At 69.9% G+C, this 24,845-nt stretch carries 15 protein-coding genes; 6 read left to right on the forward strand and 9 right to left on the reverse strand.

Annotated elements, in window-relative coordinates; genetic code table 11:
- Positions 1-16 precede the first annotated feature (16 nt).
- Positions 17-1,777: a hybrid sensor histidine kinase/response regulator gene (locus tag J7520_RS06415; RefSeq protein ID WP_291185546.1), complete on the reverse strand. Its 1,761-nt coding sequence runs from the start codon at positions 1,775-1,777 to the stop codon at positions 17-19.
- A gap of 90 nt (positions 1,778-1,867) precedes the next feature.
- Between J7520_RS06415 and J7520_RS06420 the strand changes: the two genes are divergently transcribed.
- Positions 1,868-2,536 (forward strand): response regulator transcription factor, encoded by a 669-nt coding sequence (locus tag J7520_RS06420; protein WP_291185548.1) that lies wholly within the window; start codon positions 1,868-1,870, stop codon positions 2,534-2,536.
- Between the two features lie 83 nt (positions 2,537-2,619).
- Here the strand turns inward: J7520_RS06420 and J7520_RS06425 are convergent, their stop codons facing one another.
- Positions 2,620-6,072, reverse strand: coding sequence for a hypothetical protein (locus tag J7520_RS06425; RefSeq protein ID WP_291185551.1), 3,453 nt, complete (start codon positions 6,070-6,072; stop codon positions 2,620-2,622).
- Between the two features lie 607 nt (positions 6,073-6,679).
- On the opposite strand from J7520_RS06425, the gene J7520_RS06430 reads away from it, so the two are divergent.
- Positions 6,680-7,654, forward strand: a complete 975-nt coding sequence (locus J7520_RS06430) for a hypothetical protein (protein WP_291185553.1) — start codon at positions 6,680-6,682, stop codon at positions 7,652-7,654.
- A gap of 9 nt (positions 7,655-7,663) precedes the next feature.
- Here J7520_RS06430 and J7520_RS06435 read toward each other — a convergent pair whose 3' ends face one another.
- Positions 7,664-9,388 carry a heparinase II/III family protein gene (locus J7520_RS06435; RefSeq protein WP_291185555.1) on the reverse strand — a complete coding sequence of 575 codons (1,725 nt, stop codon included), beginning with the start codon at positions 9,386-9,388 and terminating at the stop codon, positions 7,664-7,666.
- Between the two features lie 135 nt (positions 9,389-9,523).
- Between J7520_RS06435 and J7520_RS06440 the strand changes: the two genes are divergently transcribed.
- Positions 9,524-10,309, forward strand: a complete 786-nt coding sequence (locus J7520_RS06440; protein ID WP_291185557.1) for a lytic transglycosylase domain-containing protein — start codon at positions 9,524-9,526, stop codon at positions 10,307-10,309.
- Between the two features lie 9 nt (positions 10,310-10,318).
- On the opposite strand, the gene J7520_RS06445 is transcribed toward J7520_RS06440, so the two are convergent.
- From J7520_RS06445 to J7520_RS06470, 6 genes are all read right to left on the reverse strand, one after another.
- Entirely contained in the window at positions 10,319-11,074 is a 756-nt protein-coding gene (locus J7520_RS06445; RefSeq protein WP_291185559.1) for a DUF1698 domain-containing protein, read from the reverse strand.
- A gap of 44 nt (positions 11,075-11,118) precedes the next feature.
- Positions 11,119-12,189: a DUF3187 family protein gene (locus tag J7520_RS06450; protein ID WP_291185562.1), complete on the reverse strand. Its 1,071-nt coding sequence runs from the start codon at positions 12,187-12,189 to the stop codon at positions 11,119-11,121.
- A 57-nt stretch (positions 12,190-12,246) separates the two neighbouring features.
- Complete coding sequence (locus J7520_RS06455; protein WP_291185564.1) at positions 12,247-12,996, reverse strand: glucose 1-dehydrogenase; 750 nt, start codon at positions 12,994-12,996, stop codon at positions 12,247-12,249.
- Positions 12,997-13,119: 123 nt separating this feature from the next.
- Positions 13,120-13,410, reverse strand: a complete 291-nt coding sequence (locus J7520_RS06460) for a helix-turn-helix domain-containing protein (RefSeq protein ID WP_291185567.1) — start codon at positions 13,408-13,410, stop codon at positions 13,120-13,122.
- Positions 13,411-13,532: 122 nt separating this feature from the next.
- Positions 13,533-16,718, reverse strand: a complete 3,186-nt coding sequence (locus J7520_RS06465) for an efflux RND transporter permease subunit (protein WP_291185570.1) — start codon at positions 16,716-16,718, stop codon at positions 13,533-13,535.
- 39 nt (positions 16,719-16,757) lie between these two features.
- Positions 16,758-17,936: an efflux RND transporter periplasmic adaptor subunit gene (locus J7520_RS06470; protein WP_291185573.1), complete on the reverse strand. Its 1,179-nt coding sequence runs from the start codon at positions 17,934-17,936 to the stop codon at positions 16,758-16,760.
- Positions 17,937-18,319: 383 nt separating this feature from the next.
- Here J7520_RS06470 and J7520_RS06475 point away from each other — a divergent pair, with 383 nt between their 5' ends.
- The 3 genes from J7520_RS06475 to J7520_RS06485 are packed head-to-tail and all read left to right on the forward strand — an operon-like array spanning position 18,320 to position 24,842.
- Positions 18,320-23,269, forward strand: a complete 4,950-nt coding sequence (locus J7520_RS06475) for an NAD-glutamate dehydrogenase domain-containing protein (protein ID WP_291185575.1) — start codon at positions 18,320-18,322, stop codon at positions 23,267-23,269.
- Positions 23,270-23,329: 60 nt separating this feature from the next.
- Positions 23,330-24,031, forward strand: coding sequence for a DUF6498-containing protein (locus J7520_RS06480; protein WP_291185577.1), 702 nt, complete (start codon positions 23,330-23,332; stop codon positions 24,029-24,031).
- Between the two features lie 43 nt (positions 24,032-24,074).
- Positions 24,075-24,842, forward strand: a complete 768-nt coding sequence (locus J7520_RS06485) for an NAD kinase (protein WP_291185579.1) — start codon at positions 24,075-24,077, stop codon at positions 24,840-24,842.
- Positions 24,843-24,845: the final 3 nt, after the last annotated feature.

Below are 24,845 nucleotides of genomic sequence, written 5' to 3' on the forward strand. Positions count from 1 at the left end.
TCGAACGGGGCGAACCTCACACCCGTGCGGCGAGCGCGGACTGCTCGACCAGTTCGCGCAATTGCTCGGCCGCGACCGGCTTGTGCAGCAGGCGATAGCCGCTGGCGCGCGCCTCGCGCAGGCGTTCGGGCGAGGTGTCGCCGGTGACGATCGCCGCCGGCACCGGCGTGCCGAGATAGTCGACCAACTGCCGTATCGCCTGCGCGCCGTGCACGCCGCCGGCGAGGCGGTAGTCGGCGATGATCAGGTCGACGGGCGCGTCGCCGTGCCGCCGCGCCGCCTCGTGCGCATGCCGCGCGCGCTCGGCGTCGAGGCCAGCGTAGACGGCGCAGCCCCAGGTGCGCAGCTGGTAGCTCAACGCGTCGAGCACCTGCGCGTCGTCGTCGACCACGATTACGCCGCGTGCGATTCCGCGCGCCGTCGCCGCGGGCGTCGCCGGCACGGACGGCGCCGGCGCGGCGCAGAGCGGCACGCGCACCCAGAACATCGAACCGCGCCCCGGCACGGAGCGCACGCCGAGCGCATGGCCGAGCAGGCCGGCCGCGCGCTGCGCGATCGCCAGGCCCAGGCCGAGTCCCTGTTCGCGGTCGCGCTGCGGATTGTCGACCTGGGCGAACTCGTGGAAGATCGCCTCGTGCTGGTCGCGCGCGATGCCGATGCCGGTGTCCCAGACCTGGATCTCCAGCGCGTCGCCGCGTCGCCGGCAGCCGACGAGGATGCCGCCGCGCGGCGTGTAGCGGATCGCGTTGCTGAGGACGTTGTCGAGGATGCGCCGCAGCAGCAGGGGATCGCTGCGGATCCAGCAGCGGCTCGGCACCGAGCGCAGATCGAGTGCCTTCGCCTGCGCCGCATCGGCGAATTCGTGCCGCAGCGCTGCGAACAGTTCCGTCACCGCCAGCGCGCGCGGCTCGGGCTGCACGATGCCGGCGTCGAGCCGCGAGATGTCGAGCAGGCCGTGCAGCAGCCCGCCGAGGCTCTTTAGCACGGCCGACAGCTTGGCCGCGATCAGGCGGCCTTCGGTCTGCGCCACGTCGCCGCGCTGCGCCAGCGTGCCGAGCGCGGAAGCGAACAGGCCGAGCGCGTGCACCGGCTGGCGCAGGTCGTGGCTGGCCGCGGCGAGGAAGCGCGACTTGGCCAGATTGGCCGCCTCGGCGCGATCGCGCTCGACGCGCAACTGGCCGATCAGCGCCGTGTTGGCGAAGCGCAGACGCACGCTGTCGATCAGGGTGAGATAGGTGACGCGGCTGTAGTAGAGGTTGACGCAGAACAGGCACAGCGCGAACGCGCCGTAGACGAAGGCGAGGCCGTGACCGTCGGCGAAGCTGCGCGACACGAACGGCAGGATCAACAGCACCTGCGCCGCGGCGGCGGCAGGCGGAAACGCGGCGAACGAGGCGATCGTGCCGGAGGACAGGCCGGCGATGACGATGCAGGTGAAGGCCACCAGTTGCGGCTGCTCGGGCTGGTAGAACGCCCAGCCGATCCAGCCCCACAACGCGCTCGACACGCTGCTGCCGACGGCGAAGCGCCACGCCCAGACGGCGCTTCGCGCCGGCGTCGCGCGCCGCGCGTAGGCGAGGCTCAGCGCCAGGCGCGCCGCCGTGGCGAGGTACACCGCGCCCGCCCAGGCCAGCAGGCCCATGGCCGGCGCGTATGGCCACAGCACGCCGACGACCGGGATCGGGATCACGAAATTGGCGAACAGGACCGCGCGCGACTGCCGATAGAGCAGGTCCACCAGCGCGGATTGCTCCGCTTCGTTCGAAGTCGTGGTCACGCTGATCCGCTCGGGTTGCGCACGTCGTGCTTCCATCATAGGTTGCGTCGCATGCGGCCGGCGCGCCGTTCTGCGGAGTTCGATTCACCCATGTCCGAAGCCGACACCGACCTGCGCATCGTATTGGCCGAGGATCACGCCGTGGTGCGCGAAGGCTTGCGCCTGCTGCTCGACCTGGTGCCCGGCTGGAAGGTCGTCGGCGAGGCCGGCGATGCGGTGGCGGTGCTCGCGTCGCTGCGCGAGTGTGCAGCCGACCTGATCGTGCTCGACCTCGGCATGCCGGGCGTGGCCGGGCTGTCGTTCATCGGCGAGTTGCGCGCTGCGTATCCGGGCCTGCGCATCCTGGTGCTGACGGCGAACGTCGACACGCGCACGCTGCGCGCCGCGCTCGAAGCCGGCGCCGACGGCTATCTGGCCAAGCACGACGAAGCCGGCGAGGTGCGCGAAGCGGTGCGCGCGGTGGTCGCCGGGGAAACCTACGTCGGCCGCAGCCTGCGCGCCGCCGTGCCGGGTCCCGCCGGCGGCGCGGCGACGGTGCCGGCGAACGCGGCCTTGTCGCCGATTCCGCTGACCGAGCGCGAGTGGCAGATCCTGCGCGGCATCGCCGACGGCGACGGCCACCAGCAGATCGGCGCCCGCCTGCGCATCAGTCCGCTGACCGTGCGCAAGCATCGCGAGAACCTGATGCGCAAGCTCGACCTGCACAGCACCGCCGAACTCACCGCGTTCGCGGTGCGCATCGGCCTCGGCGGCGGCTGAAGCGCCGGCCCGCACCGAGCCCGTTTCGTTCGCGGGCGCCGAAGAGGCGCTGCATTCGGCGGATCGCATGCCGGCCGCGCCGCCTACGGCCGCACGTATTGCGCGCCGTCCGCCGGCGCCGCGTCGAAGCCGCTGCGGAACAGGACCAGCACGTCGCGATCGGTCGCCTCGGTGGAAACGCCGTCCTCGACGACGGCGACGGTGTGCTCGATCGCCTCGCCCGCGGCATCCGCGCGCACCGCGGTGGCGATCCGCCAGCTCACGCTGCGGCCGGCCGGGATCACGACGCCGGCGTCGTCGAGCGCGCCGCTGCCGCTGGCGGTACAGCTCGCGCCGTCGCCGCCGTCGAGGCAGGTCCAGTGCGTGCGCGCCGGATCCAGTTGCGCCGGCAGCGCGGCGGCGACGTGCAGGTCGACGGCGTCGCCCTTGCCGCTGTTGCTGACGGTGACCAGATAGTTCAGTTCCATGCCGTAGCGCGCGTAGTCGCGGTCGTCGCTGATGCCGACACTCAACGCGGCCTGGCCGGGACGCAGGACGCGGATCGTGAGGCTCGCCTCGCCGTCGAGGTAGTTGCCGTTGCCGGCCTGGTGCGCGGTCACCGTGCACAGGCCCGCGGCGATGCCGCTGACGGTCGCGCCGTCGATCGTGCACACCGTCGCGGGCGCGGCGGAGAGCACGAGCGGATTGCCGGAGTTGGGCACGCCGCTTCTGGCCGAGACGGTGCCGGTACCGCCGACGACGATCGTCGGGGCCGGCGCGAACACGATCGACTGGACGGCCTTGCCGATCGCCACGTCGAGCCGCGCTTGCGGCGCCGGTTCGTATTCGAAGCCACCGGGCTGGTCGGCGAGCACCGTGCAGATGCCGGCGGCCAGGATCGACACCGCGCGTCCGGCGATCGAGCAGGTCGCCGCCGAACCCGGGTCGATGGAGAACGCGACCGGATTGCCGCTGCCGCCGGCGTGCGCGGAGACCTGGAACGTCGCGTTCGGCGAGTAGACCGGGTGGGCGGGATCGGAGAGGAAGTCGCGGATGCTCTGCGTATTGCGCGCGATCTGCACCAACCGCGATTGCTGAGGCGCGGACGCATAGCCGTTGCCTTGCGCATCGGTGGCGCCATCCTGCGTGGCGCGCACGCCGCACAGGCCGGAACGGATCGCGCGCAGCGTGGCGCCTTCGACCGCGCAGGTGGCCGGCGTCCAGACGTCGAAAGCGGCGGCGCCGCTGCTGCTCGCCGTGGCCGTCAACGGCAGGCTCTGGCCGACCGCCATCGTCGCCGCCGCGTCGAAGGCCAGCGATTGGCCGAGCAGTACGCTGGTCGGCACGTGGCGATCGGCGGTTGCGCCGTTGCCGAGCGCGCCGCGGTCGTTCGCGCCCCAGCATTTCAGCTCGCCCGCCACGGTCAGCGCGCAGGTGTGGAAATAGCCGGCGCCGATCGCCACCACCTCGCCGAGGCCGGCGACGTCGACGGCGGACGTGCTGTCCTCGGTCGACCCGTCGCCGAGCTGGCCGTGGTTGTTGAGACCCCAGCATTTCACCGTTCCGGCCGCGGCCAGGGCGCAGGTGTGGTGAGCGCCGGCGGCGAGCGCCTGCGCGCCGAGCAGGCCGTCCACGGACACCGGGATGGCCGTGGAATGCACGACCGCGCCGTTGCCGAGCTCGCCGTGGTCGTTGCGGCCCCAGCATGTCGCCGTGCCGTCGGGCAGCAGCGCGCAGCTGTGCTCGGCGCCGGTCGCGACGGCCATCGCGCCGAGCGGCAGGTCCGCGACGTCGACCGGCACGCGGCGATCCGCGTAGGTGCCGTCGCCGAGCTGGCCGAAATAGTTGTAGCCCCAGCATTTCACGCCGCCGTCGGCGGTCAGCGCGCAGGTGTGGCTGTCGAACGCCGCGATCGACGCGACGTCGCCGTCGAGCCCGGCGACGGCCACCGGCGCGAGCCGATCGACGAACGAGTCGTCGCCGAGCTGGCCGTGGGCGTTCCAGCCCCAGCATTTCGCCGCGCCCGCGTCGGTGATCGCGCAGCCGTGCTGGCCGCCGGCGGAAAGCCGCGCGTCGTCCTCGTCGAGCGCGGGCACGTCCACCGGCAGCGTGCTGCTGGTCGTGCTGCCGTCGCCGAGTTCGCCGTCGCCGTTGTAGCCCCAGCACTGCACGCCGCCGGACGCGAGCTTGGCGCAGGTGTGATAGCCGCCGGCGGAGAAGGTGCTCGCCTCGCCGGCGAGCCCGACGACGGCGAGCGGTGTCGGATTCGGAGCGGATGCCGTGACGCCGACACCGAGCTGGCCGAGCTGATTGTCGCCCCAGCACAGCGGCGCGCCGCCACGGCTCAGCGCGCAGGTGTGGTCGAAACCGGCGTCGAACGAGGCGAAGCCCTTGCCCAGCCCGTGCACGTCCATCGGCACCAGCCCCGGAGTGGAGGAACTGTCGCCGCGGCCGAGCTGGCCTAGGCCGTTGTCGCCCCAGCAGGCGACGTCGCCCTGCGTGCCGAGCGCGCAGGCGTGCGTAAAGCTGATCGTCGCCGCTCTCGTACGCGATGGCAGGTGCAGCACGTCGACCGGGACGCTGCTCGAGACGGTGCTGCCGTCGCCGAGCTGGCTGTAGAGGTTGTCGCCCCAGCATTTGACGTCGCCCGTCGTCGTCACCGCGCAGGAGCTGCTGAAGCCGGCGGCGATCGCGGCGACGCCCGAACTCAATCCGACCACGTCGACGGGGGCGGAAGGCTGTGTGGTGCTGCCGTCGCCGAGCTGGCCGTTGTCGTTGGCGCCCCAGCATTTGACACCGCCGGCGGTGGTCAGCACACACGTGTGGGCAAGGCCTGCGGCGATCGCGATTGCCGTCGTTCCCAGGCCGCCGACGTCGACGGGCACGGGACTGTCCGTCGTGCCGCCGTTGCCGAGCTGGCCGCTGCCGTTGTTGCCCCAGCACTTCACACCGCCGGAAGTCGTCAACGCGCAACTGTGGCTGGCTCCGGCGGCCAGCGCGACGATGCCCGTGGTCAGGCCGGAAACGTCCCTGGCGACGGTGTGCGAGACGGTACTGCCGTCACCGAGCTGGCCGTCCGAATTGTCACCCCAGCATTTCGCGCCGCCGCGGTCGGTCAGGGCGCAGCTGTAGCTGGCAGACGTCGCGATGGCTGCGATGCCCGACTCGAGGGTCAGGACATCCGTCGGCGTCGCGCGGTTCGTCGTCGTGCCGTCGCCGAGCTGGCCCTGGTCGTTGTTTCCCCAGCACTTCACGCCGCCGACGGTGGTCAATGCGCAGGAATGGACGAAGCCCGCGCCGACCGCGGCGGCTCGCGCGTTCAGTCCGACCGCCGGTATCGCTACGTCGCGATCCGTGAGCGTGCCGTCGCCGAGCTGGCCCATCATGTTGGCGCCCCAGCATTCGACCGTGCCGATCGTCGTCACCACGCAGGTGTGGAGGGCGCCGGTGGCGATCTGGATCGCGATCGGGTCGGGCATGCTCGGAGTCTGCGCGTGCGACGCGGCGAGTGGCGCACCGAGCAGGACGAGCAGGAGCAGGCGGTACTTGTCGATCATGGGATTTTTCCAGAATGGGAAACAGTCGGGTCGCACGGCATTTCGTCGCTCGATCGCGCCGGCGCATGTGCACGCGTGCATTCGAGCCGCCGGGCAGGGCCGTCCGCTGCCGCTGCGTGCGTTCGGCTGACAGAACGCTGCGGTCGTCGAAGGTGGCGCCGATCGCGGCGACGCGCCGGATGCCGGTACGTTCGCCGTCGCCTCGGTCGCACGCGACGAGGCGCGCGGCCGCGGCGGCGCCGCGACGCGCACTTCCCCCCGTGGCGAACATGCGGCAGTCCCGGACACGCCCCGGCAAGGGCGGCAGACGGATGCTAGTCAGGCGAAACGCACCCGCCTATACGACAAATGCCGTAGTCGAGCGGGCGTACTGCGGCGTATGGGAGAAATATATTTCTGGCTCTTCCGCGCTTCTTTCCGGGCACCGAAAACGGCGGTCCGATGCGATGCGTGGACACAAATCCGCTCCTACACACGAGTGCGTACGGTCGACGCGTCGAAAAGTGCGAGGACTTTCGTATTGACAGGCCGATTCCGGAACACCGAGACTCCGAGTGCGCCTCGCTCGCGACGCGCGTCTCTCCGTCCTCGAAATCCAGGTGAACCCATGCCGAATCGCGTTCCTCGCGCATCCGTTCCGCTCGTCTTGGCGATCCTCGCCACACTGCCTTCGGCGCAAGCCGGCGTCGACCCGAAGGATCTGATCTTCGAGAATGGATTCGAGATCTCCGCACCGAACTGCGCGCCGGTGCAGTCGACGATCGGCAGCGAGGGCGGCGTCCTGGAGCTGTGCGGCGCCAAGCTGGAAGTGCCGGCGAACACCGTCGCCCAGCCGGTCACCTTCGGCATCGAGCGCCTCGACGATCCGCCGCCGCCGCCGTTCGACATGAGCTTCGTCGGCCCGGTGTTCCGCTTCACGCCGACCGACGCGCCGCTGCAGGGACCGGTCAGCATCACGGTGCCGCGCAACGACACCGCGCGCGGCGGATTGGTGCGTTTCGAGCCCGAGTTCGACGCGTTCATCCTGATCGAAGCCTGCGGCGCGACCGACACCAGCCTGCAGCAGTTCCAGTACGCGTTGAACACGTTCGCCGCCGCGCGCTACGTCGGCGACCTGCCCGACAACACGACCGGACTCGGCGACGGCACGGCGACGGGAACGGTCGACGGAGGCGCGCGCAGCTACGACGTCGACGAGCCGGGCAACTACGCGATCTACGAGGATCGCGAAGACGGCAGCCGCCTGGTCACCGTTTCGGTGCTGACCTCGCCGAGCGAAGGCGATTTCGAGAGCCTGCGCATGAATCTGGTCGTCGACGCGGCGAACGCGACCGGCGAGGTCATACAGGTCGAGTTCCTCAGCAGCATCGGCGGCAACTTCGTCGGCGGCTCGTACATGGTCGGCATCATGGGCACCGCCTCGATCACCTTCGGCGATCTCGGCGACGGCCGCGTGCGCGCGAACGTCGACGCCAACCTGGCACGCTCCGGCGGCGGCGACCTGCCGTTGCAGATGGCGCTCGACGTCGGCGTCGAGCGCTTCATCTTCCCGCCGTCGCTGTCCTGCCCGCGGCCGGACTGACGCGTCCGCTCAGTCGAAGCCGTCGGCGAAGATCCCGTCGCCGGCTTCGAGTTCGACCACGTACTCGCCGGTGCCGCCGGCGATGTCGAGACGCCAGCCGCGCCGGAAGGTCTCGTCCGGACCACTGCGCGTGGTCCAGTCGAGCGCGCTCAGCGTCGCGTCCGGCGGCGACAGCACGCGCACGCGCAGGTCGCCGGTGCGGGCGGTGGCGCCGTCGATCGTCGGCTGGACCGGCACGTTGAGCTGGAACACCGCCTGCGTATTCGCGCCGAGCGCGTAGCGGTCGCGAACGACCAGCGTGCCGCCGGCGAAGTCGAGCGTGCGCCGCCAGCTCTGCACGGCGGGATCGCCGTCGTAGGCCGGCGTCAGGTCGGCTTCGACGTGCACGGCGCCGCCCGCGCCCGGCGTGACGATCATGCTCGAGGTCGTGCCGATGCGCTGCGGCACGAGCGCGCCGTCGCGTTCGAAGCGCAGCAGGTTGTGCACGTCGGTGCCTTGCTGGATGCCGCTGTGCGTCCAGATGTTCTCGGTGACGGCGAGCCAGTCGCGCCGGAACAGCGTGAACGATCCTTGATCCTGATGCGCGTGGCTCTCGACGTAGGGGCCGGCCGAGAACTGCAGCCACGTCGCGCCTTCGTCCCAGCCGGTACGCGCGAACAGCTGGCCGGTGCCGGTGGCGTGATAGACGAGTCGGTCGGGCGGGGCTCCGGCGTCGCCGGACGGCAGCAGGTCGTGGCGGAAGTTGAAGCCGCTTTCCATCTGCGCCTGCGAGATCGCGTGCAGCCACCACGAGGCGTTCGCGCGCGCGGTCGCATCGTTGGTCATGCGGCGCGCTTCGAGCATCGTGTGCCGGTGGTAGTCGTACAACACCGGTTCGGACACGCGCGACTGGTCGCCGATCGGCGCGACGCGGTCGCGCGTCGGCACGGTGGCGTGGATCCACCAGGCGATGCTGTCGGTCAGGTGCGCATTGGCGTTGGCGAGATCGGCGCCGGTGGTGTCGCGCCAGAGCCGGTACAGCGCGAACAGCGAGCGGTGCGAAAGGCCGTAGCCGGTGCCTTCCTGGCTGCCGCCCCCGCTGAGCGTTGCCGCGTACTGCTCGAGCGCGGGCAGCTTGACGCCTTGCAGCCACTGCATCCACGTCGCGCGCTGGGATGCATCATCGGTGGCGAGCGCCCACACCATCGTCGCCTCGACGAAGCTGTAGTAGTAGTTGTTGGCCGGGTTGTCGATCGACCAGCCGGACCACGGATGCGCGTGGCCGCCCCAGTGCGCCTCGGCCGGATGCCAGACGTTCCACACCGCCTGCTCGGCGTAGGCGGACCAGCGCGTGCGCTGCTGCGGCGTGATCGACGCGGCGCACCAGTCGTAGGTCAGCGCGAGGTCGCGCAGCATCTCGCCGACGTGCAGGTACGAATCGCCGGAAATCTCCGGGCGCTCTCCCTGCGCGATCAGCGCCTCGGCATCGGCGACTTGCCGTTCCACCATCTGCACGGCCAGCGCCGCGTAGGGCGCCCGGCCGGTCAGGCGGAACAGGTAGGCCGCGTCGGTGGCCGAGAACGCGTAGCCGGGTGCGCCGGCGACGGCCTGGTCGACCCAGGCCTCGAAGCGCCAGTAGGCCGGCGATTGCAGGTCGACGTAGGACAGGTCCAAGTCGATCGCGGCATAGCAGGGCGGGGAGGCGCCGGCGGCCAGCAGCGCCGCCAGCGCGAAGCGCGGTACGGATCGAAGCATCGTCACGACTCCGGAAAAGTTTCCTGTCCCGCCGGTGAACGCGCGGAGACGATTTGCGACATTCGCCCGCTCTTGCGCGCCGCCGCGACGACCCGCACTTCCGCCGGCATGAATCTTCGTGGCAGCCTTTCGCGCATGATCCGGGCCGGGTTCGCCGTCTTGCCGCTCGCCGCGGCGCTGTTCGCGGGCGAAGTATCCGCGCGCACGGTCTACCGGTGTGTGCGCGACGGCACGGTCAGCCTAGCGACGGCGCCGGAGCCTGGTTCGGAATGCTTCGCCAAGCAGCTCGACGACGGCGCCGCCGCGGTGCCGAACCTGTGGGGTTCGCTCGGCCTCGTGCACGGTACGCTGTACCGGCGCGAACAGGACGGCAAGACCGTCTACGGCACGCGCAACCTGCCGGGCTCGACGCCGGTGCTGGCGTTCACCGTAGCGACGCCGCCCGGGTCGCCCGCGCACGAAGGACTCGGCAAGATCGGCAAGCCGCGGCTGGCCGAGTTCAAGCAGCAGTTCAAGGCCGCCGCGAAGGCGACCGGCGTCGACGAAGCCTGGCTGCGCGCGATCGCGCACGCGGAAAGCGCCTACGACGCGAACGCGCTGTCGGAGAAGGGCGCGCAGGGTGTGATGCAGCTGATGCCGGAGACCAGCCGCGAATACGGCGTCAAGGATCCGTACTCGGCCAAGGCCTCGATCGACGGCGGCGCGCGCCTGCTGCGCGACCTGCGCAAGCGCTACGAAGGCGACCTCACGCTGGTCGCCGCCGCCTACAACGCCGGCATCGGCGCAGTCCAGCAGTACGGCGGCGTGCCGCCGTACGCGGAGACGCAGGCCTACGTCGCCAAGGTGCAGGCGCTGTATGCGCGCTATCGCATCGCGATGGGATTGAAGCCGCTGCCGGCGCAGTTGCAGGCGGCGGAGTAGGGCCGGCGCTCAGTCGACGTAGCCGGCGACCATCACGCGCTTGCCGTAGCGCAGCTGCTCGTAGGCGTTCTCCGGCGGCGGCACCAGTTCGACGCGCGCGAAGCCGACCTTGCGCAGGATCCAGAACAGCGCTTCCAGGCTCGGCACCAGGCAGATGCCGGTGGTGCTGGTCTCCGGGCCGTGCGTTTCCTCGGTCTCGTCGATGATGCCGAACGAGCCCTTCAACGGACGCACGAAGCGGTAGCTGCCGTAGTCGACCATGCCGGTCATGCCCGGCACGATCTGCGTCTCGACCAGGCAGACCTGGCGCGTGAGTGCGCGCGCCTGGCGCAGCGCGCCGACCGGATTTTCGAGGTGGTAGATCAGGCCGAGCATCAGCACGACATCGAAGGTGCCGAGCGCGGCGGCGTCGAGCGCGTGCACGTCGCTCTGCGCCACGCGCAGGTTGGAAAGACCCAGCGTGTCGCGTACCAGCGTGGTGTCGGCGACGTGTTCGGCGCGCGCGTCGATGGCGAGCACGTCGTCCGCGCCGGCCTGCGCGAGCTGCGTCGCGAACCAGCCCTGATGGCAGGCGATGTCGATCGCGTTGCGTCCGGTCAGCGTGTCGCCGAAGCGCGCACGCAGCACGCCTTGCAGCATCGCCAGGCGCGTTTCGTGGATCGCGTCGAGCGCGCCGTCGTCGTAGGTGCGGGTGACGCGGCCGCTCGGCAGCTGGAAGCGGTAGAACCAGGTCTTGTCGAGCAGGGCTTGTTCGTTCGCGCTCATGTCGGAGTCGATGGAAGGCAAGGCGCGATTGTAGCGTCCCGTGCTCAGAGCGACAGGCCGACGAAGAACGTCACGTCCTGCGCGTGCCGCGCCGGAAGGTCCTCGACCAGGCCGGCGCGCAGGGTCCAGCCCGCGCGCGCGCGCCAGGCGGTCGATACGCTCAAGTTGCCGGCCGCGCGCAGCATCGGGATCGCCGAATCGTAGGGTGCGTCGTGCCATTGGTATTGCGCCGCGACGCTCCACTGCGACGTGAGGGAATAGCCGAGCGTCGCGTCGACGAAGGCGACGAGATCCTCGGCACGGCGCGGCAGCAGGTCGGTGTCGCCGCGCCGCGTCAGTCCGGCGCGCAGGCCCCAGGGCAGGCGCGTCGCCGCGGTCGATTGCGCCGCCAGCCACAGGCTGAGGTCGATCGCGCGGTCGTCGAGCAGCGGGCTCGCGTGCGAGGTCGGCAGCTTCAGCGTCGCGCCGACCAGCCATTCGTGGCCGTCGGCCGGCGCGCGCCAGGCGAGGTCGAGCAGCAGCGGAGCGACGCCGCTGCGCGCGCGCGTCAGCGCGAGGGTGTCGCCGCGCGAGTCGGCGTAGTCGATCGTGTGGCCGTTGCCGCCGAGCCGGCCGCGGTCGCCGTTGGTGAAGCCGAACGCGCGATGGAAGTCCTCGATGAAGGAGTCGAGGAAGCCGCCGCCGAACCGCGTGCCGGCCAGGGTCGCGCGCGCGACCCAGTGCTCGCCGAAGCTGCGCGTGACGGCGATGCGCGCCTCGTGGATTTCCATGTCGTAGAACAGCCGCTCGCCGCCGCCGGCGAAGGCGATCTCGGTATTGCTCGCCGCGATCGCCGCGTCGACGCGCCAGCGGTCGCCGGCGGCGATCGTCGGCGGCGCGAACGGCAGGCCGCCGGCAGCGACGAACGGATTCGCGTCGCGGTAGAGCAGCCACGGTGCGGCGAGGTAGTCCTCGGCGCTCGCGCCGGCGCAGAGGCCGAGCGCGAGCAGTGCGGCGAATCGCCGATGCGTGCGCACGGAATACGGCCGGGTCGTCCCGCGCCGGGTCGCCGCACCGGTGTCGAAGACACGAGCGCGGCGGCCGGCACGGCCGGCGAGAATCGGAGGAAGAGGCATCGGCGTTCGAGCCAGGGATCGAACGCCGATTCTGACACGGTCCTCAGGCGCGGGAGTTCAGCGCGTGCCGCCGGAGGCGATCAATTTCTCGCCGGTCAGCCAGGCTGAATCGTCGGAGGCGAGGAAGACCGCGATCGAGGCGATGTCTTCCGGCTGGCCGAGGCGGCCGAGCGGAGTCTGCGCGACCATCTGCTTTTCGAAGTCGCTGCCGATGATGCCGGCCGCGTGCGTGCCTTCGGTCTCCACGCCGCCCGGATTGATCGAGTTGACGCGGATCTTCCTCGGCGCGAGTTCCTTCGACAGCACGTGCGTGATCGTGTCCACCGCGCCTTTCGTCGCCGCGTAGACCGACGATCCCGGCAGACCGAGCTGGCTGGCGACCGAGCTGATGTTGACGATGTTGCCACCCTCGGCGCCGAAGTGCTTCACCGCCTCGCGCGAGGCCTGCAGCAGGCCGAGTACGTTGACGTCGAACTGGCGGCGGTACAGCTCCTCGGTCAATTCCTCCAGCGGCGCGAACTGGTAGACGCCGGCGTTGTTCACCAGGATGTCGAGCCTGCCGTAGGTTTCTTGCGTTTGCGCGAACAGCCGCTCGACATCGGCCGATTTGGCCACGTCTCCCTGCACCGCGGTCGCCTTGCCGCCGGCCTGGGTGATTTCCGCGACGACGCGATCGGCGCCCTCGCGGCTGGCCGCGTAGTTGACCACCACCGACGCGCCGGCGGCGGCCAGTCCCTTGGCGATGCTGGCGCCGATGCCCTTCGAAGCTCCCGTCACCACTGCCACCTTGCCCTGCAACTTGTTCATGGATGCGTCCTGTATCGTGAGATTTATAGTTAGATGATTATCTAACTGTCTAAGCGATAGGGTGCAGGCCGGGCTTTTTCAAGAACGGGACGGGAAAGATTTTTCGGGCGGCCCCGGGCGGGCTCAGATCGCCGCCAGCCGCGCCAGGTAGGCGGCCAGCACGTCGCGGCGCAGGGTCAGGTGGACGAACTTGCCTTCGCGCTGGAGGTCGACGAGCCCGGCGGTTTCGAGCTCCTTGACGTGATGGGAGATCGTCGCCGCGCTGACGTTGTGCGTGTCCTGCAGCGCGCTGCACGGCATCGCGCGGTCGCAGCTGCCGATCTGCTGCAGGATTTCGACGCGGCGCGGCTCGGCCAGCGCGCGCGCGATGCGCTCGAGCTGGCGCTCGTCGAGTTGGATGCGTGTCGCGGTCATGCGTCCAAGGATGGGTTCGCGGCACGGTCGATGCAAGCCGTCGCGCTCGATGCGAAGGAGGAGCTGCAAAAGAAAACGGCCCGGAACACCGGGCCGTTCGTGAGCGCCTGCGTGATGCCGGCTCAGTGCCCGCCGTGACCGCCGGCGTCGAGCTGGGCCTGCGTTTCCTCGCGCGATTCGAGCTTGTCGCCGAGCAGGCGCCGCATCATCACGTAGAAGATCGGGATGAACAGCAGGCCGAGGAAGGTCGCGAACAGCATGCCGCCGACGACGCCGGTGCCGATCGCGTGGCGCGAGTTGGCGCCGGCGCCGGTCGAGATCGCCAGCGGCAAGCAGCCGAGGATGAAGGCGAACGAGGTCATCAGGATCGGCCGCAGGCGCAGGCGTGCGGCGTCGACCACGGCGGCGCCGAGGCCGCGTCCGGAGCGCTGCTCGGCGACGGCGAACTCGACGATCAGGATCGCGTTCTTCGCCGCCAGGCCGATGATCGTGATGATGCCGATCTTGAAGTAGACGTCGTTGGACAGTCCGCGTCCCCAGGTCGCCAGCACCGCGCCGAGCACGCCCAGCGGCACCACCAGGAGCACGGACACCGGGATCGACCAGCTCTCGTACAGCGCGGCCAGGCACAGGAACACGATCAGGATCGACAGCGCGTACAGCATCGGCGCCTGGTTGCCCGAGATGATTTCCTGCAGCGACTGGCCGGTCCAGTCGAAGCCCATGCCGTTGGGCAGGTCGTTCTTGATGATGTCCTGCATTGCCGTCATCGCCTCGCCCGAGCTGCGGCCCGGAGCGGGGGAGCCGTTGATCTGGATCGCCGAATAGCCGTTGTAGCGGGCCAGCGTGGGCGAGCCCATCTTCCATTCGGTCGAAACCACGTTCGACAGCGGGATCATCGCCGGCAGCGTCGTGGTGCCCTTGCTCGTCGTCACCGTCTCGGTCTGCGTCGAGCTCGGCACGAAGAAGCGGCCGAGCGCGTCGGGATTCATGCGGAACGGCGCGTCGGCCTGCATGTTCACGCGCTGCACGCGACCCTGGTAGAAGAAGTCGTTGGCGTAGACCGGCGCCAGCATCAGCTGGATCGCGGTGTACACGTCCGACAGCGACAGGCCCATCGACTGCGCCTGCACGCGGTCGACCTTCATCGCCAACTGCGAAGTCGGCGGCAGGATGTTCGGACGCACGCCGGTCAGGAGATCGCTCCGCTCGGCCGCCTTGGCGAGCAGGATGTTCTGCGCCTCGATCAGCGCGTCGTGGCCGGCGCCGGAGCGATCCTGCAGGTACATGTCGAAGCCGCCGAACTGGCCGAGGCCGCGGATCGTCGGCAGGTTGACGATGAAGGCCTGCGCGTCGCGCACGTTCATGAAGATCGCGCCGTTGAGCTGCTGGATCACCTGCGAGGCGGTGGCCTTGCGGTCGTTCCAGTGCTTGAGCCGGATGAACGCCATGCCGGTGTTTTCGCCGTTGCCGATGAAGCTGAAGCCGGACACCGCGATCACGCCTTCGACCGCCTCGTTCTTGCGCACCAGCTCGCCGATGTCGCCCATCACCTTCTTGGTGCGTTCGATGCTCGCGCCGGACGGCAGCTGCACGATGGCGAAGGCGAAGCCCTGGTCCTCCTCCGGCACGAAGCTCGACGGCAGCTTGACGAACAGGAAGCCGCAGGCGACGGCGACGACGGCGAACAGCGCCATCCAGCGCGGCGTGTGCCGGATCGCCGAGAAGATGTGCCCGGTGTAGGTCTTCTGCACCCAGTCGAAGGCCCGGTTGAACCAGCGGAAGAACGCGTTCTTCTTCGTCTCGTGCAGCGGCTTGAGCATCGTCGCGCACAGCGCCGGCGTGAACATCAGCGCGAGGAACGCGGAGAAGCCGGTCGACAGCGCGATGGTCAGGCAGAACTGCCGGAAGATCGCGCCGGCCGAGCCGGACTGCAGCGCGCTCGGCACGAACACCGCCATCAGCACCACCGCGATCGCGACGACCGCGCCGGAGATCTGGCTCATCGCCTTGCGCGTCGCTTCCTTCGGCGACAGGCCTTCCTCGTCCATGATGCGCTCGACGTTCTCGATCACCACGATCGCGTCGTCGACGACGATGCCGATCACCAGCACCATGCCGAACAGCGACAGCTGGTTGATCGTGAAGCCGACCATCCACATGCCGAGGAAGCCGCCCATCAGCGCCACCGGGATCACCAGCAGCGCGATGATCGTCATGCGCAGGTTCTGCAGGAACACCAGCATGACCAGGAAGACGAGGATGACTGCCTCGACCAGGGTCTGCACCACTTCCTCGATCGAGATCGTGATGAACGGCGTGGTGTCGTACGGCACGAACCACGACACGCCGTGCGGGAAGCTGGCCTGCAGCTCGTCCATCTTGGCCTTGACCGCCTTGCCGACGCCGAGCGCGTTGGCGCCGGTCTGCAGCTGCACCGCGTAGCCGGCGACGGCCTGGCCGTTGTAGGTGACGCTGACGCCGTAGCCGAACGGTCCGAGCTCGACGCGCGCGACGTCCTTCAGGCGCACCGAGGTGCCGTCGGTATTGGCGCGCAGGATGATGTTCTCGAACTCCGCCGGCGAGGTGAAGCGGCCCTCGGCCGTCACCGTCGCCTGGAAGCCGTTGCCGGGCACCGCCGGTTCCGCGCCGAGCGAGCCGGCGGCGACCTGGATGTTCTGCCCGCGCACCGCGGCCAGCGCCTGCGCGGCGGACAGGTTGTAGCCCTTGAGCTTGTCCGCGTCGAGCCAGATGCGCATCGCGTACTCGGAGCCGAACTGACGCACGTTGCCTACGCCCGGGATGCGCTGGATCTGCGGGATCACGTTCGCCGCGAGCATGTTGTTCAGCGCGTAGGAGTCGTAGGCGCCGTCGTCGGACTTGAGCATGCCGACCATCAGGAAGTCGGGGTTCTGCTTGGCGACCACGATGCCCTGCTGGGTGACTTCCGACGGCAGGCGCGGCGTCGCCAGCGAGACCTTGTTCTGCGTCTGCACCTGGGCGATGTCCGGATCGGTGCCGGGCTCGAAGGTCAGCGTGATCGACGAGGAACCGTCGGAGCCGGAGCTGGAACTGAAGTAGGCGAGGTTGTCGATGCCGGTCAGCTGCTGCTCGATCACCTGCGTTACGGTCTTCTCGACCGTGTTCGCGTCGGCGCCCTGGTAGGTCGCGGCGACGACGACCTGCGGCGGTGCGATCGACGGATACGACTCGATGCCGAGCTGGGTGATCGCGATGGCGCCGCCGAGCGTGATCAGGATCGCGACGACCCAGGCGAAGATCGGGCGGTCGATGAAGAAATTGGGCATGGGAGGGGTTCCTGCGAGCCTGGGTCGAGCGCGGCGCGATCAGTGCGCCGCGGTTGCCTGTGCGGGGGCGGCCGCTTTCGCCGGCTCCGGCTGCCACGGCGTCGCCTTGGCCGGCTGGCCGGGCTTGGCCTTCTGCAAGCCGCTGACGATGATCTGGTCGCCGTCGGCGAGGCCGTCGGTGACGATCCAGCTGTCGCCGCGCAGGCGGTCGGCCTTGATCCGCTTCTGTTCGACCTTGCCGTCCGCGCCGACCACCATCACGAAGGCGCCTTGGGTGTCGCGCTGCACCGCGCGCTGCGAGATCAGCCAGGCGTGCTTGAGGTCGCCGAGCGTCAGGCGCACGTTGACGAACTGGCCCGGCAGCAGGCGATGCTGCGGGTTCGGCACGATGCCGCGCAGCGACACGGCGCCGGTGGCGGCATCGACCGCCTGGTCGGAGAAGTCGAGCGTGCCGGGATCGGAGTAGGGCGTGCCGTCGGGCAGGAGCAGCTCGACTTTCGCCTTGGCCTGGTCCGCCAGATCGACGCTGCCGGCCGCGGCGGCGGCGCGCAGGCTGTCGAGCTGGCCGACCGCCTGGGTGAAGTTCACGTAGATCGGGTCGATCTGCTCGACCGTGGTCAGCAAGGTCGCTTCGCCCTGGCCGACCAGCGCGCCCTCGGTCACCTGCTGCTGGCCGGCGCGACCGGCGATCGGCGCGGTCACGCTGGTGTAGCCGAGGTTGATCTTCGCCGCTTCGACGTTCGCCTGCGCCTGCTTCACGGCGGCGGCGGCGGTGCGTTCGGCGGCGGCGGCGTTGTCGAGGTCGGCCTTCGACAACAGGCCCTTGCTGGCGACCGAGCGCGCGCGTTCGGCGGCGACGCGGTTGTTGGTGTAGGTCGCCTGCGCCGAGGCGAGGTTGGCCTGCTGCGCGTTCAACGTGGCGCGCAGCGGTGCCGGATCGATCTCGAACAGCACCTGGCCCTGCTTGACGTCGCTGCCTTCGGTGTAGACGCGCTTCTGCAGCACGCCGGGGACGCGTGCGCGCACGTCGGCGCTGCGCGTGGCGGTGAGGCGGCCGGTCAGGTCCTCGGTCAGCGGCACCGACTGCGCCTTGGCGGCGACCACGCCGACCTCGGGGGGCGGAGGCGTCTGCTGCTGCGGCTGGGACTTGCCGCAGCCGGTCGCGATCGCGGCGAGCGCGGTGATGCCGGCGCAGGTCAGGGCGCTATGCAACTTCATGGCGAAGTCTTCCTGTGGTCGAGGCTGATCGGGGTGGTTCGGATGCCGCGCGGCCTGCGGTCGATGCGACCTGCGAGGCGGCGGGATTCCACGAAACGTGCCGGCAAACCGGGGAGCGGAGCGTGCGCAACGCGACCCGCGGCGACGAGCGGGGCGAGACTATACCGGCCGGTATAGGAATTGTCACGCATGGTCCGGCGATTCTGGCAGACCTCGCCGCACGAGTGTATGTCGATTGGTGACGCTTCCTTCACGCCGGGCGCGTCGCGCGTGATGTCGCGCGAACCGCATCACAGCTAGCGATCGGCCATGTCGAGGTGGAATAAGCAACGTGGGCGGCATATCCTTCGCGCCCCGCAGTTTCCCCCTCTTCGGAAGTCTTCATGACCGCTCAAGGCGCCGCTGCCAACACGCCCGTCGATTCGATCCTCGCCCAGTATCCAGGCCAGCTCAGCGGCGCGCGACTGCGCGACGCGCAGGCGTTCACCAGCGAGTTCCTGCGCCGCGTGCCGGCCGACGAGCTGGATGCGCGCGGCGGCGCCGAATGGGCCGCGCTGGCGCTGGGCGTGCTCGACTTCGTGCGCGAGCGCCGCGGCGGCTCGGCCAAGGTGCGCGTGGCCAATGCGGTCGAGGGCGAGCACGGCTTCGAAGCCACCCGCACGCTGGTCGACGTGGTCACCGAGGACACGCCGTTCCTGGTCGATTCGGTCGGCATGGCGATCAACGCCTGCGGCCTGCAGGTGCATTCGGTGATCCATCCGATCTACCGCATCGCGCGCGATCCGGGCGGCCATCTGCTCAGCCTGGGCACCGGCGAAAGCGCCGCCGGCGCGGCGGAATCGGTGATGCACTTCGAGATCGACCGCGTCACCGAACCGGCCGAGCTGGAGCGCGTCAAGCGCGCGGTCTGCGCCGCGCTCGAGGATGTGCGCGCCGCGGTCGGCGACTGGAAGGCGATGCGCGAACGCATGCTCGGCATCGCCGACGGACTGGCGCAGGAAAAGCTGCCGGTCGACGCCGCCGGCGTCGCCGAAGGGCAGGAATTCCTGCGCTGGGCGGCGGACGACAACTTCACCTTCCTCGGCTACCGCGAGTACCGCGTCGAGAAGTCCGGCAGCGACGAAGTGCTGCAGGCGGTCGACGGTTCGGGCCTGGGCATCCTGCGCGGCGGCGAGCGCTCGCTCGCGCCGCGTTCGCTGCGCACCCTGGTCGCCAAGGACCTGCCGCAGTCCGGTTCGATGGACGCGATCATCCTGACCAAGACCAACGCGCGCGCCAACGTGCACCGCCCCGGCTACATGGACTACATCGGCGTGCTCGGCTTCGACGACGCCGGCGTGCCGGTGGTCGAGCGGCGCTTCCTCGGCCTGTTCACCACCGCTGCCTACATGGCGCGCCCGCAGGACGTGCCGCTGGTGCGGCGCAAGGTCGACGCGGTGATGCAGCGCTCCGGCCTGCGCCGCGATTCGCACTCCGGCAAGGCGCTGCGCCACGTGCTGGAACTCCTGCCGCGCGACGAGCTGTTCCAGTGCAGCGAGGACGAGCTGTACGACGTCGCCACCGGCATCCTCGCCCTGCGCGAGCGGCCGCGTACGCGCCTGTTCGTGCGTCGCGACAAGTACGGGCGTTTCTTCTCCTGCCTGGTCTACCTGCCGCGCGACCGCTTCAACACCGAGGTGCGCGAGCGCATCGAGTCGACGCTGAAGCGCGCCTTCCACGGCGAGCGCATCGATTCGAGCATCCAGATCGGCGAATCGCCGCTGGCGATGCTGCATCTGGTCATCCGGCCCAAGCCCGGCGACAAGTCGACCTACGACGTCGCCGAGCTGGAAGCGAAGATCGTGCACCTCGTGCGCAACTGGCACGACGACCTGCGCGACGCGCTGGTGCAGCGACACGGCGAGGACAAGGGCCTCAAGCTCGCCGCGCGCTACGGCCGCGCGCTGCCGATCGGCTACATCGAGGAGGTCACGCCGCACGTCGCCGCCGCCGACGTCGAGCTGGCCGCCTCGCTGCGCGACGCCGACGACATCCGCCTCAGCCTGCAGCGCTCGCGCCGCCGGCCCGACACGCTGCAGTTCAAGGTGTTCCGCCTCGGCAGCGCGATCGAGCTGTCGGAGGTCATCCCGTTGCTCGAGAACATGGGCGTGAAGGTGCTCACCGAGCAGCTCTACGAGCTCGACGTGCAGGGCAGCCAGCTGTACATCCAGGACATCGCGGTGCAGCCGGCGCAGCGCTTCGAGTTCGATCTCGACCAGGTGCGCGAGGCGTTCCAGAACGCGTTCGGCCAGATCTGGCGCGGCGCCGCCGAGAACGACGCGTTCAACAAGCTGATCCTGACCGCGCAGCTCGACTGGCGTCAGGTCGGCGTGCTGCGCGGCTATTGCAAATACCTGCTGCAGACCGGCGTGACCTACTCGCAGAGCTACATGGAGGAGACGCTGAACCGCTATCCGGCGATCGCGGGCCTCCTGGTCGAGCTGTTCGAGGCCGGCTTCGATCCGAAGCGCGAAAGCGCCGGCAAGCCGGTCATCGAGGCGGCGCGCAAGCGCCTGGCCAAGGAGCTGCAGATCCTCGTCGCCGAGGACGTGCTGAAGGCGCAGCCGCGCCTGATCGACGACCTCGTCGCGGTGCGCGGCGAGCCGCGCGCGCAGCAGATCGCCACCATCGTCGCCTCGATCAAGAGCCTGCTCGAGCACGTCGCCAGCCTCGACGAGGACCGCATCCTGCGCGCCTACCTCGGCGTGATCGGCGCGACCTTGCGCACCAGCTACTACCAGCTGCACGACGGCGCTCCGGCGCACACCATCAGCTTCAAGTTCGACTCCTCCAAGGTGCCGGACCTGCCCAAGCCCAGGCCGTATCGCGAGATCTTCGTCTACGGCCCGCGCGTGGAAGGCGTGCACCTTCGCTTCGGCCCGGTCGCGCGCGGCGGCCTGCGCTGGTCGGATCGCCGCGAGGACTTCCGCACCGAGGTGCTCGGCCTGGTCAAGGCGCAGATGGTCAAGAACACCGTCATCGTGCCGGTCGGCTCGAAGGGCGGCTTCTTCGTCAAGCGCCCGCCGGCGAGCGGCGAGCGCGACGCGGTGCTGGCCGAGGGCGTGGCGTGCTACCGCATGTTCATCAACGGCCTGCTCGACATCACCGACAACCTCGTCGACGGCGCCGTGGTGCCGCCGGAGAACGTGGTGCGCTACGACGGCGACGATCCGTACCTGGTGGTGGCGGCCGACAAGGGCACGGCGACGTTCTCCGACATCGCCAACGCGGTCAGCGCCGAGCACGGCTTCTGGCTCGGCGACGCGTTCGCCTCCGGCGGTTCGGTCGGCTACGACCACAAGAAGATGGGCATCACTGCCCGCGGCGCCTGGGAATCGGTCAAGCGCCATTTCCGCGCGCTCGGCCACGACAGCCAGAGCGAGGACTTCACCTGCGTCGGCATCGGCGACATGTCCGGCGACGTGTTCGGCAACGGCATGCTGCTGTCCAGGCACATCCGGCTGGTCGCCGCGTTCGACCATCGCCACATCTTCATCGACCCGAACCCCGACGCGGCCACCTCGTTCGCCGAGCGCGAGCGCCTGTTCAACCTGCCGCGTTCGTCCTGGGCCGACTACGACACCAAGCTGATCTCCAAGGGCGGCGGCATCTACCCGCGCGGCGCGAAGACGATCGCGCTGTCGCCGGAGGCGAGCCGCGCGCTGGGCCTGGGCGAAAGCAGCGAACCGCTGACGCCGGCCGCGCTGATGAGCGCGATCCTGAAGGCGCCGGTCGACCTGCTCTGGAACGGCGGCATCGGCACCTACGTCAAGGCCGAATCGGAGACCAACGCCGACGTCGGCGACCGCGCCAACAACGCGCTGCGCGTCAACGGCGGCGAGCTGCACTGCAAGGTGGTCGGCGAGGGCGGCAACCTCGGCTTCACGCAGAAGGGCCGCATCGAGGCCGCGCGCAAGGGCGTGCTGCTGAACACCGACTTCATCGACAACTCGGCCGGCGTGGACACCTCCGATCACGAGGTCAACATCAAGATCCTGCTCAACGACGCCGTGCAGCGCGAAGAGCTGACGCTGGAGCAGCGCAACACGCTGCTCGCGGCGATGACCGACGAAGTCGGCCGCCTGGTGCTCGCCGACAACTACCGCCAGAACCAGGCGATCACGGTGATGGAGCACATGTCGGCGCAACGCCTCGGCTCGAACGCGCACTTCATCCGCGTGCTCGAATCGGAAGGCCTGCTCGACCGCCAGATCGAGTTCCTGCCGAGCGACGCGGAACTGTCCGAGCGCAAGGCGCGCCACCAGGGCATGACGCGGCCGGAACTGGCGGTGCTGCTGTCCTACTCCAAGCTCAAGCTGTTCGAGCAGTTGCTCGACTCCGACGTGCCGGAGGATCCGTTCCTGTCGAAGGAACTGGTGCGCTACTTCCCCGAGCCGCTGCAGGCCAAGTACGCCGACCACATGCAGCGTCATCGCCTGAAGCGCGAGATCATCGCCACCGCGGTGACCAACTCGATGGTCAACCGCATGGACGCGACCTTCGTGCTGCGCATGCAGGAAGACACCGGCCAGCCGCCGGCGGCGATCGCCAAGGCGTACTCGGCGGTGCGCGAGATCGTCGACTCGCGCGGACTGTGGGCCGAGATCGAAGCGCTCGACGGCAAGATCGCCGAGAGCGTGCAGATCGACGCGCTGCTGAAGATCTGGGACCTGCAGCGCAACCTGACGCGCTGGCTGCTCAACCATCGCGGCGGTGCCCTCGACATCGCCGGCATCGTCGAGCGCTACGCGCCCGGCGTGGGCGAGCTGCGCGCGGCGACGCCGAAGGTGCTCACCGCGACCGGCCGCGCCGACTACGAGGTCGACGTCGAGAAGTGGCAGGGCATGGACGTGCCGGAGTCGCTGGCGAAGCGCCTCGCCGCGCTGCCGGTGCTCGGCGTCTCCTTCGACATCGTCGAGGTTGCGCGCGAGGTCGGCAAGCCGGTCGAGCGCGTCGCTTCGGTGTTCTTCGAACTCGGCCAGGCGCTCGACATCGACGGCCTGCGCCGGCAGATCGAAGGCCTGCCGGTCGACAGCCGCTGGCACGCGCAGGCGCGCGGCTCGCTGCGCGACGAACTCGCCGCCCAGCATCGCGCGCTCGCCGCGCAGATCCTCGCCGACGCGTCCGACAAGGTCGCCGACCCGGTCGCGCCGTGGCTGGAGCGCGACGATCCGACGCTGAAGTTCACCCTCGGCCTGCTCGGCGAAATCCGCAGCCAGTCGGTCGACTATCCGATCGCCTCGGTCGCGCTGCGCCGCTTCGCGCAGCTCGTGCAGGCGTCGGCGAAGAGCTGAGATCCGCGGAAGGCGCGAAGGTGACCGGGCCGGAAGCAGCCCGGTCCGGGGGAGGGGACGTTGGCGCCGAGCGCGTTGCCGTCGCTGTCGCAGCATCTGCGCGAGTTCGCCTCGCGGCGCGAGGCGTGGCTGGTGCTCGCGCGCAACCTGGTTCCGGTCGTCGGCATCTACGCCTTCGGCTGGTCGGCGCCGCTCGCCGTCTTCAACTACTGGTTCGACGGCCTCAGCGCGCTGGCCGCGATCGTCGCCGCGCTGGTGCCGCGCGCGTTGCGCGAGACGCGTTCGCGCGCCGACGGCCCGCTCAAGTCGTGGCTGGGCGGGCTCCTGGTCTGGCTCGTGCTCGTCGGCATTCTGGGCCTGCCGTATTGGGGTGCGCTGGCGGCGCTGCACGAGGGGCCGCTGTCGTCCGGCTTGTTCCGACAAGTCGCGCACTCGCCGCAACTGCTGCTGACCTTCGGCATGATCGCGGCGACGCACGCCTGGAACGCGTTCCACGCCGGCTACGACGCGCTGCCGGAGAGCGAGCTGAAGCAGCGCGTGCGCTGGGACGTGTACCTGCTCGTGCTGCGCGCGGTGGCGATGTTCCTGATGGCCTCCTCGATCCTCGCCCTCGTGCTGGTGCCGGCGATGGCCCTGCTGCTCAGCTACTTCGAGATCTGGCCGGAGCGCGTGCTGACGACGATGTTCGGCGACGCGTCGAAGCTGCACGAATACGATCCGGATCGATCGTCGCCCCGACGTCGCCGTCGCGACGCGTCCTGATCGCCGACGCCTGCTAAGCTTCGCGCATCCAGCGGGGAGCCACGTGGACACGCATCGCATCGCATTCGTCGCCAGCCCGACCGAGGAAGCGCAAGCCGCGTTGGCGGCGCTCGGCAAGCGCTACGGCGACGCGCCGCTGGACCAGGCCGACGTCATCGTCGCGCTCGGCGGCGACGGTTTCATGCTGCGCACCTTGCATCGGCACCGCGCGCGCGGCTTGCCGGTGTACGGCATGAAGCTCGGCACGATCGGGTTCCTGATGAACCAGCATCATCTGGACGACCTGCCCGAGCGCATCGCCAGCGCGCGCGCGACGGTGCTGCGGCCGCTGGTGATGGACGCGATCACCGAGTCGGGCAGCAGCGCCACCGCGCTCGCCTTCAACGAGGTCTCGCTGCTGCGCCAGACCAAGCAGGCCGCGCACGTGCGCGTCGCGCTGAACGGCGCGGTCAAGCTCGACGAACTGATCTGCGACGGCCTGCTGGTGGCGACGCCGGCCGGCTCCACCGCCTACAACCTGTCCGCGCACGGCCCGATCCTGCCGTTCGGTTCGCAACTGCTGGCGATGACGCCGATCAGCCCGTTCCGGCCGCGGCGCTGGCGCGGCGCGATCCTGCCGTCGCACGGCGAGATCGCGATCGAGATCCTCGATCCGTACAAGCGCCCGGTCAGCGCGACCGCCGACTCGAACGAGGTGCGCGACGTGGTCGAGGTGCGCATCCGCGAGTCGCGCGAAGAGACCATGACCCTGCTGTTCGACCCCGAGCACGGCTTGGAAGAGCGCATCCTCAACGAGCAGTTCGAGCTGTAGCGC

It is taken from the genome of Dokdonella sp. (assembly GCF_017744955.1).
Lineage (GTDB): Bacteria > Pseudomonadota > Gammaproteobacteria > Xanthomonadales > Rhodanobacteraceae > Dokdonella_A.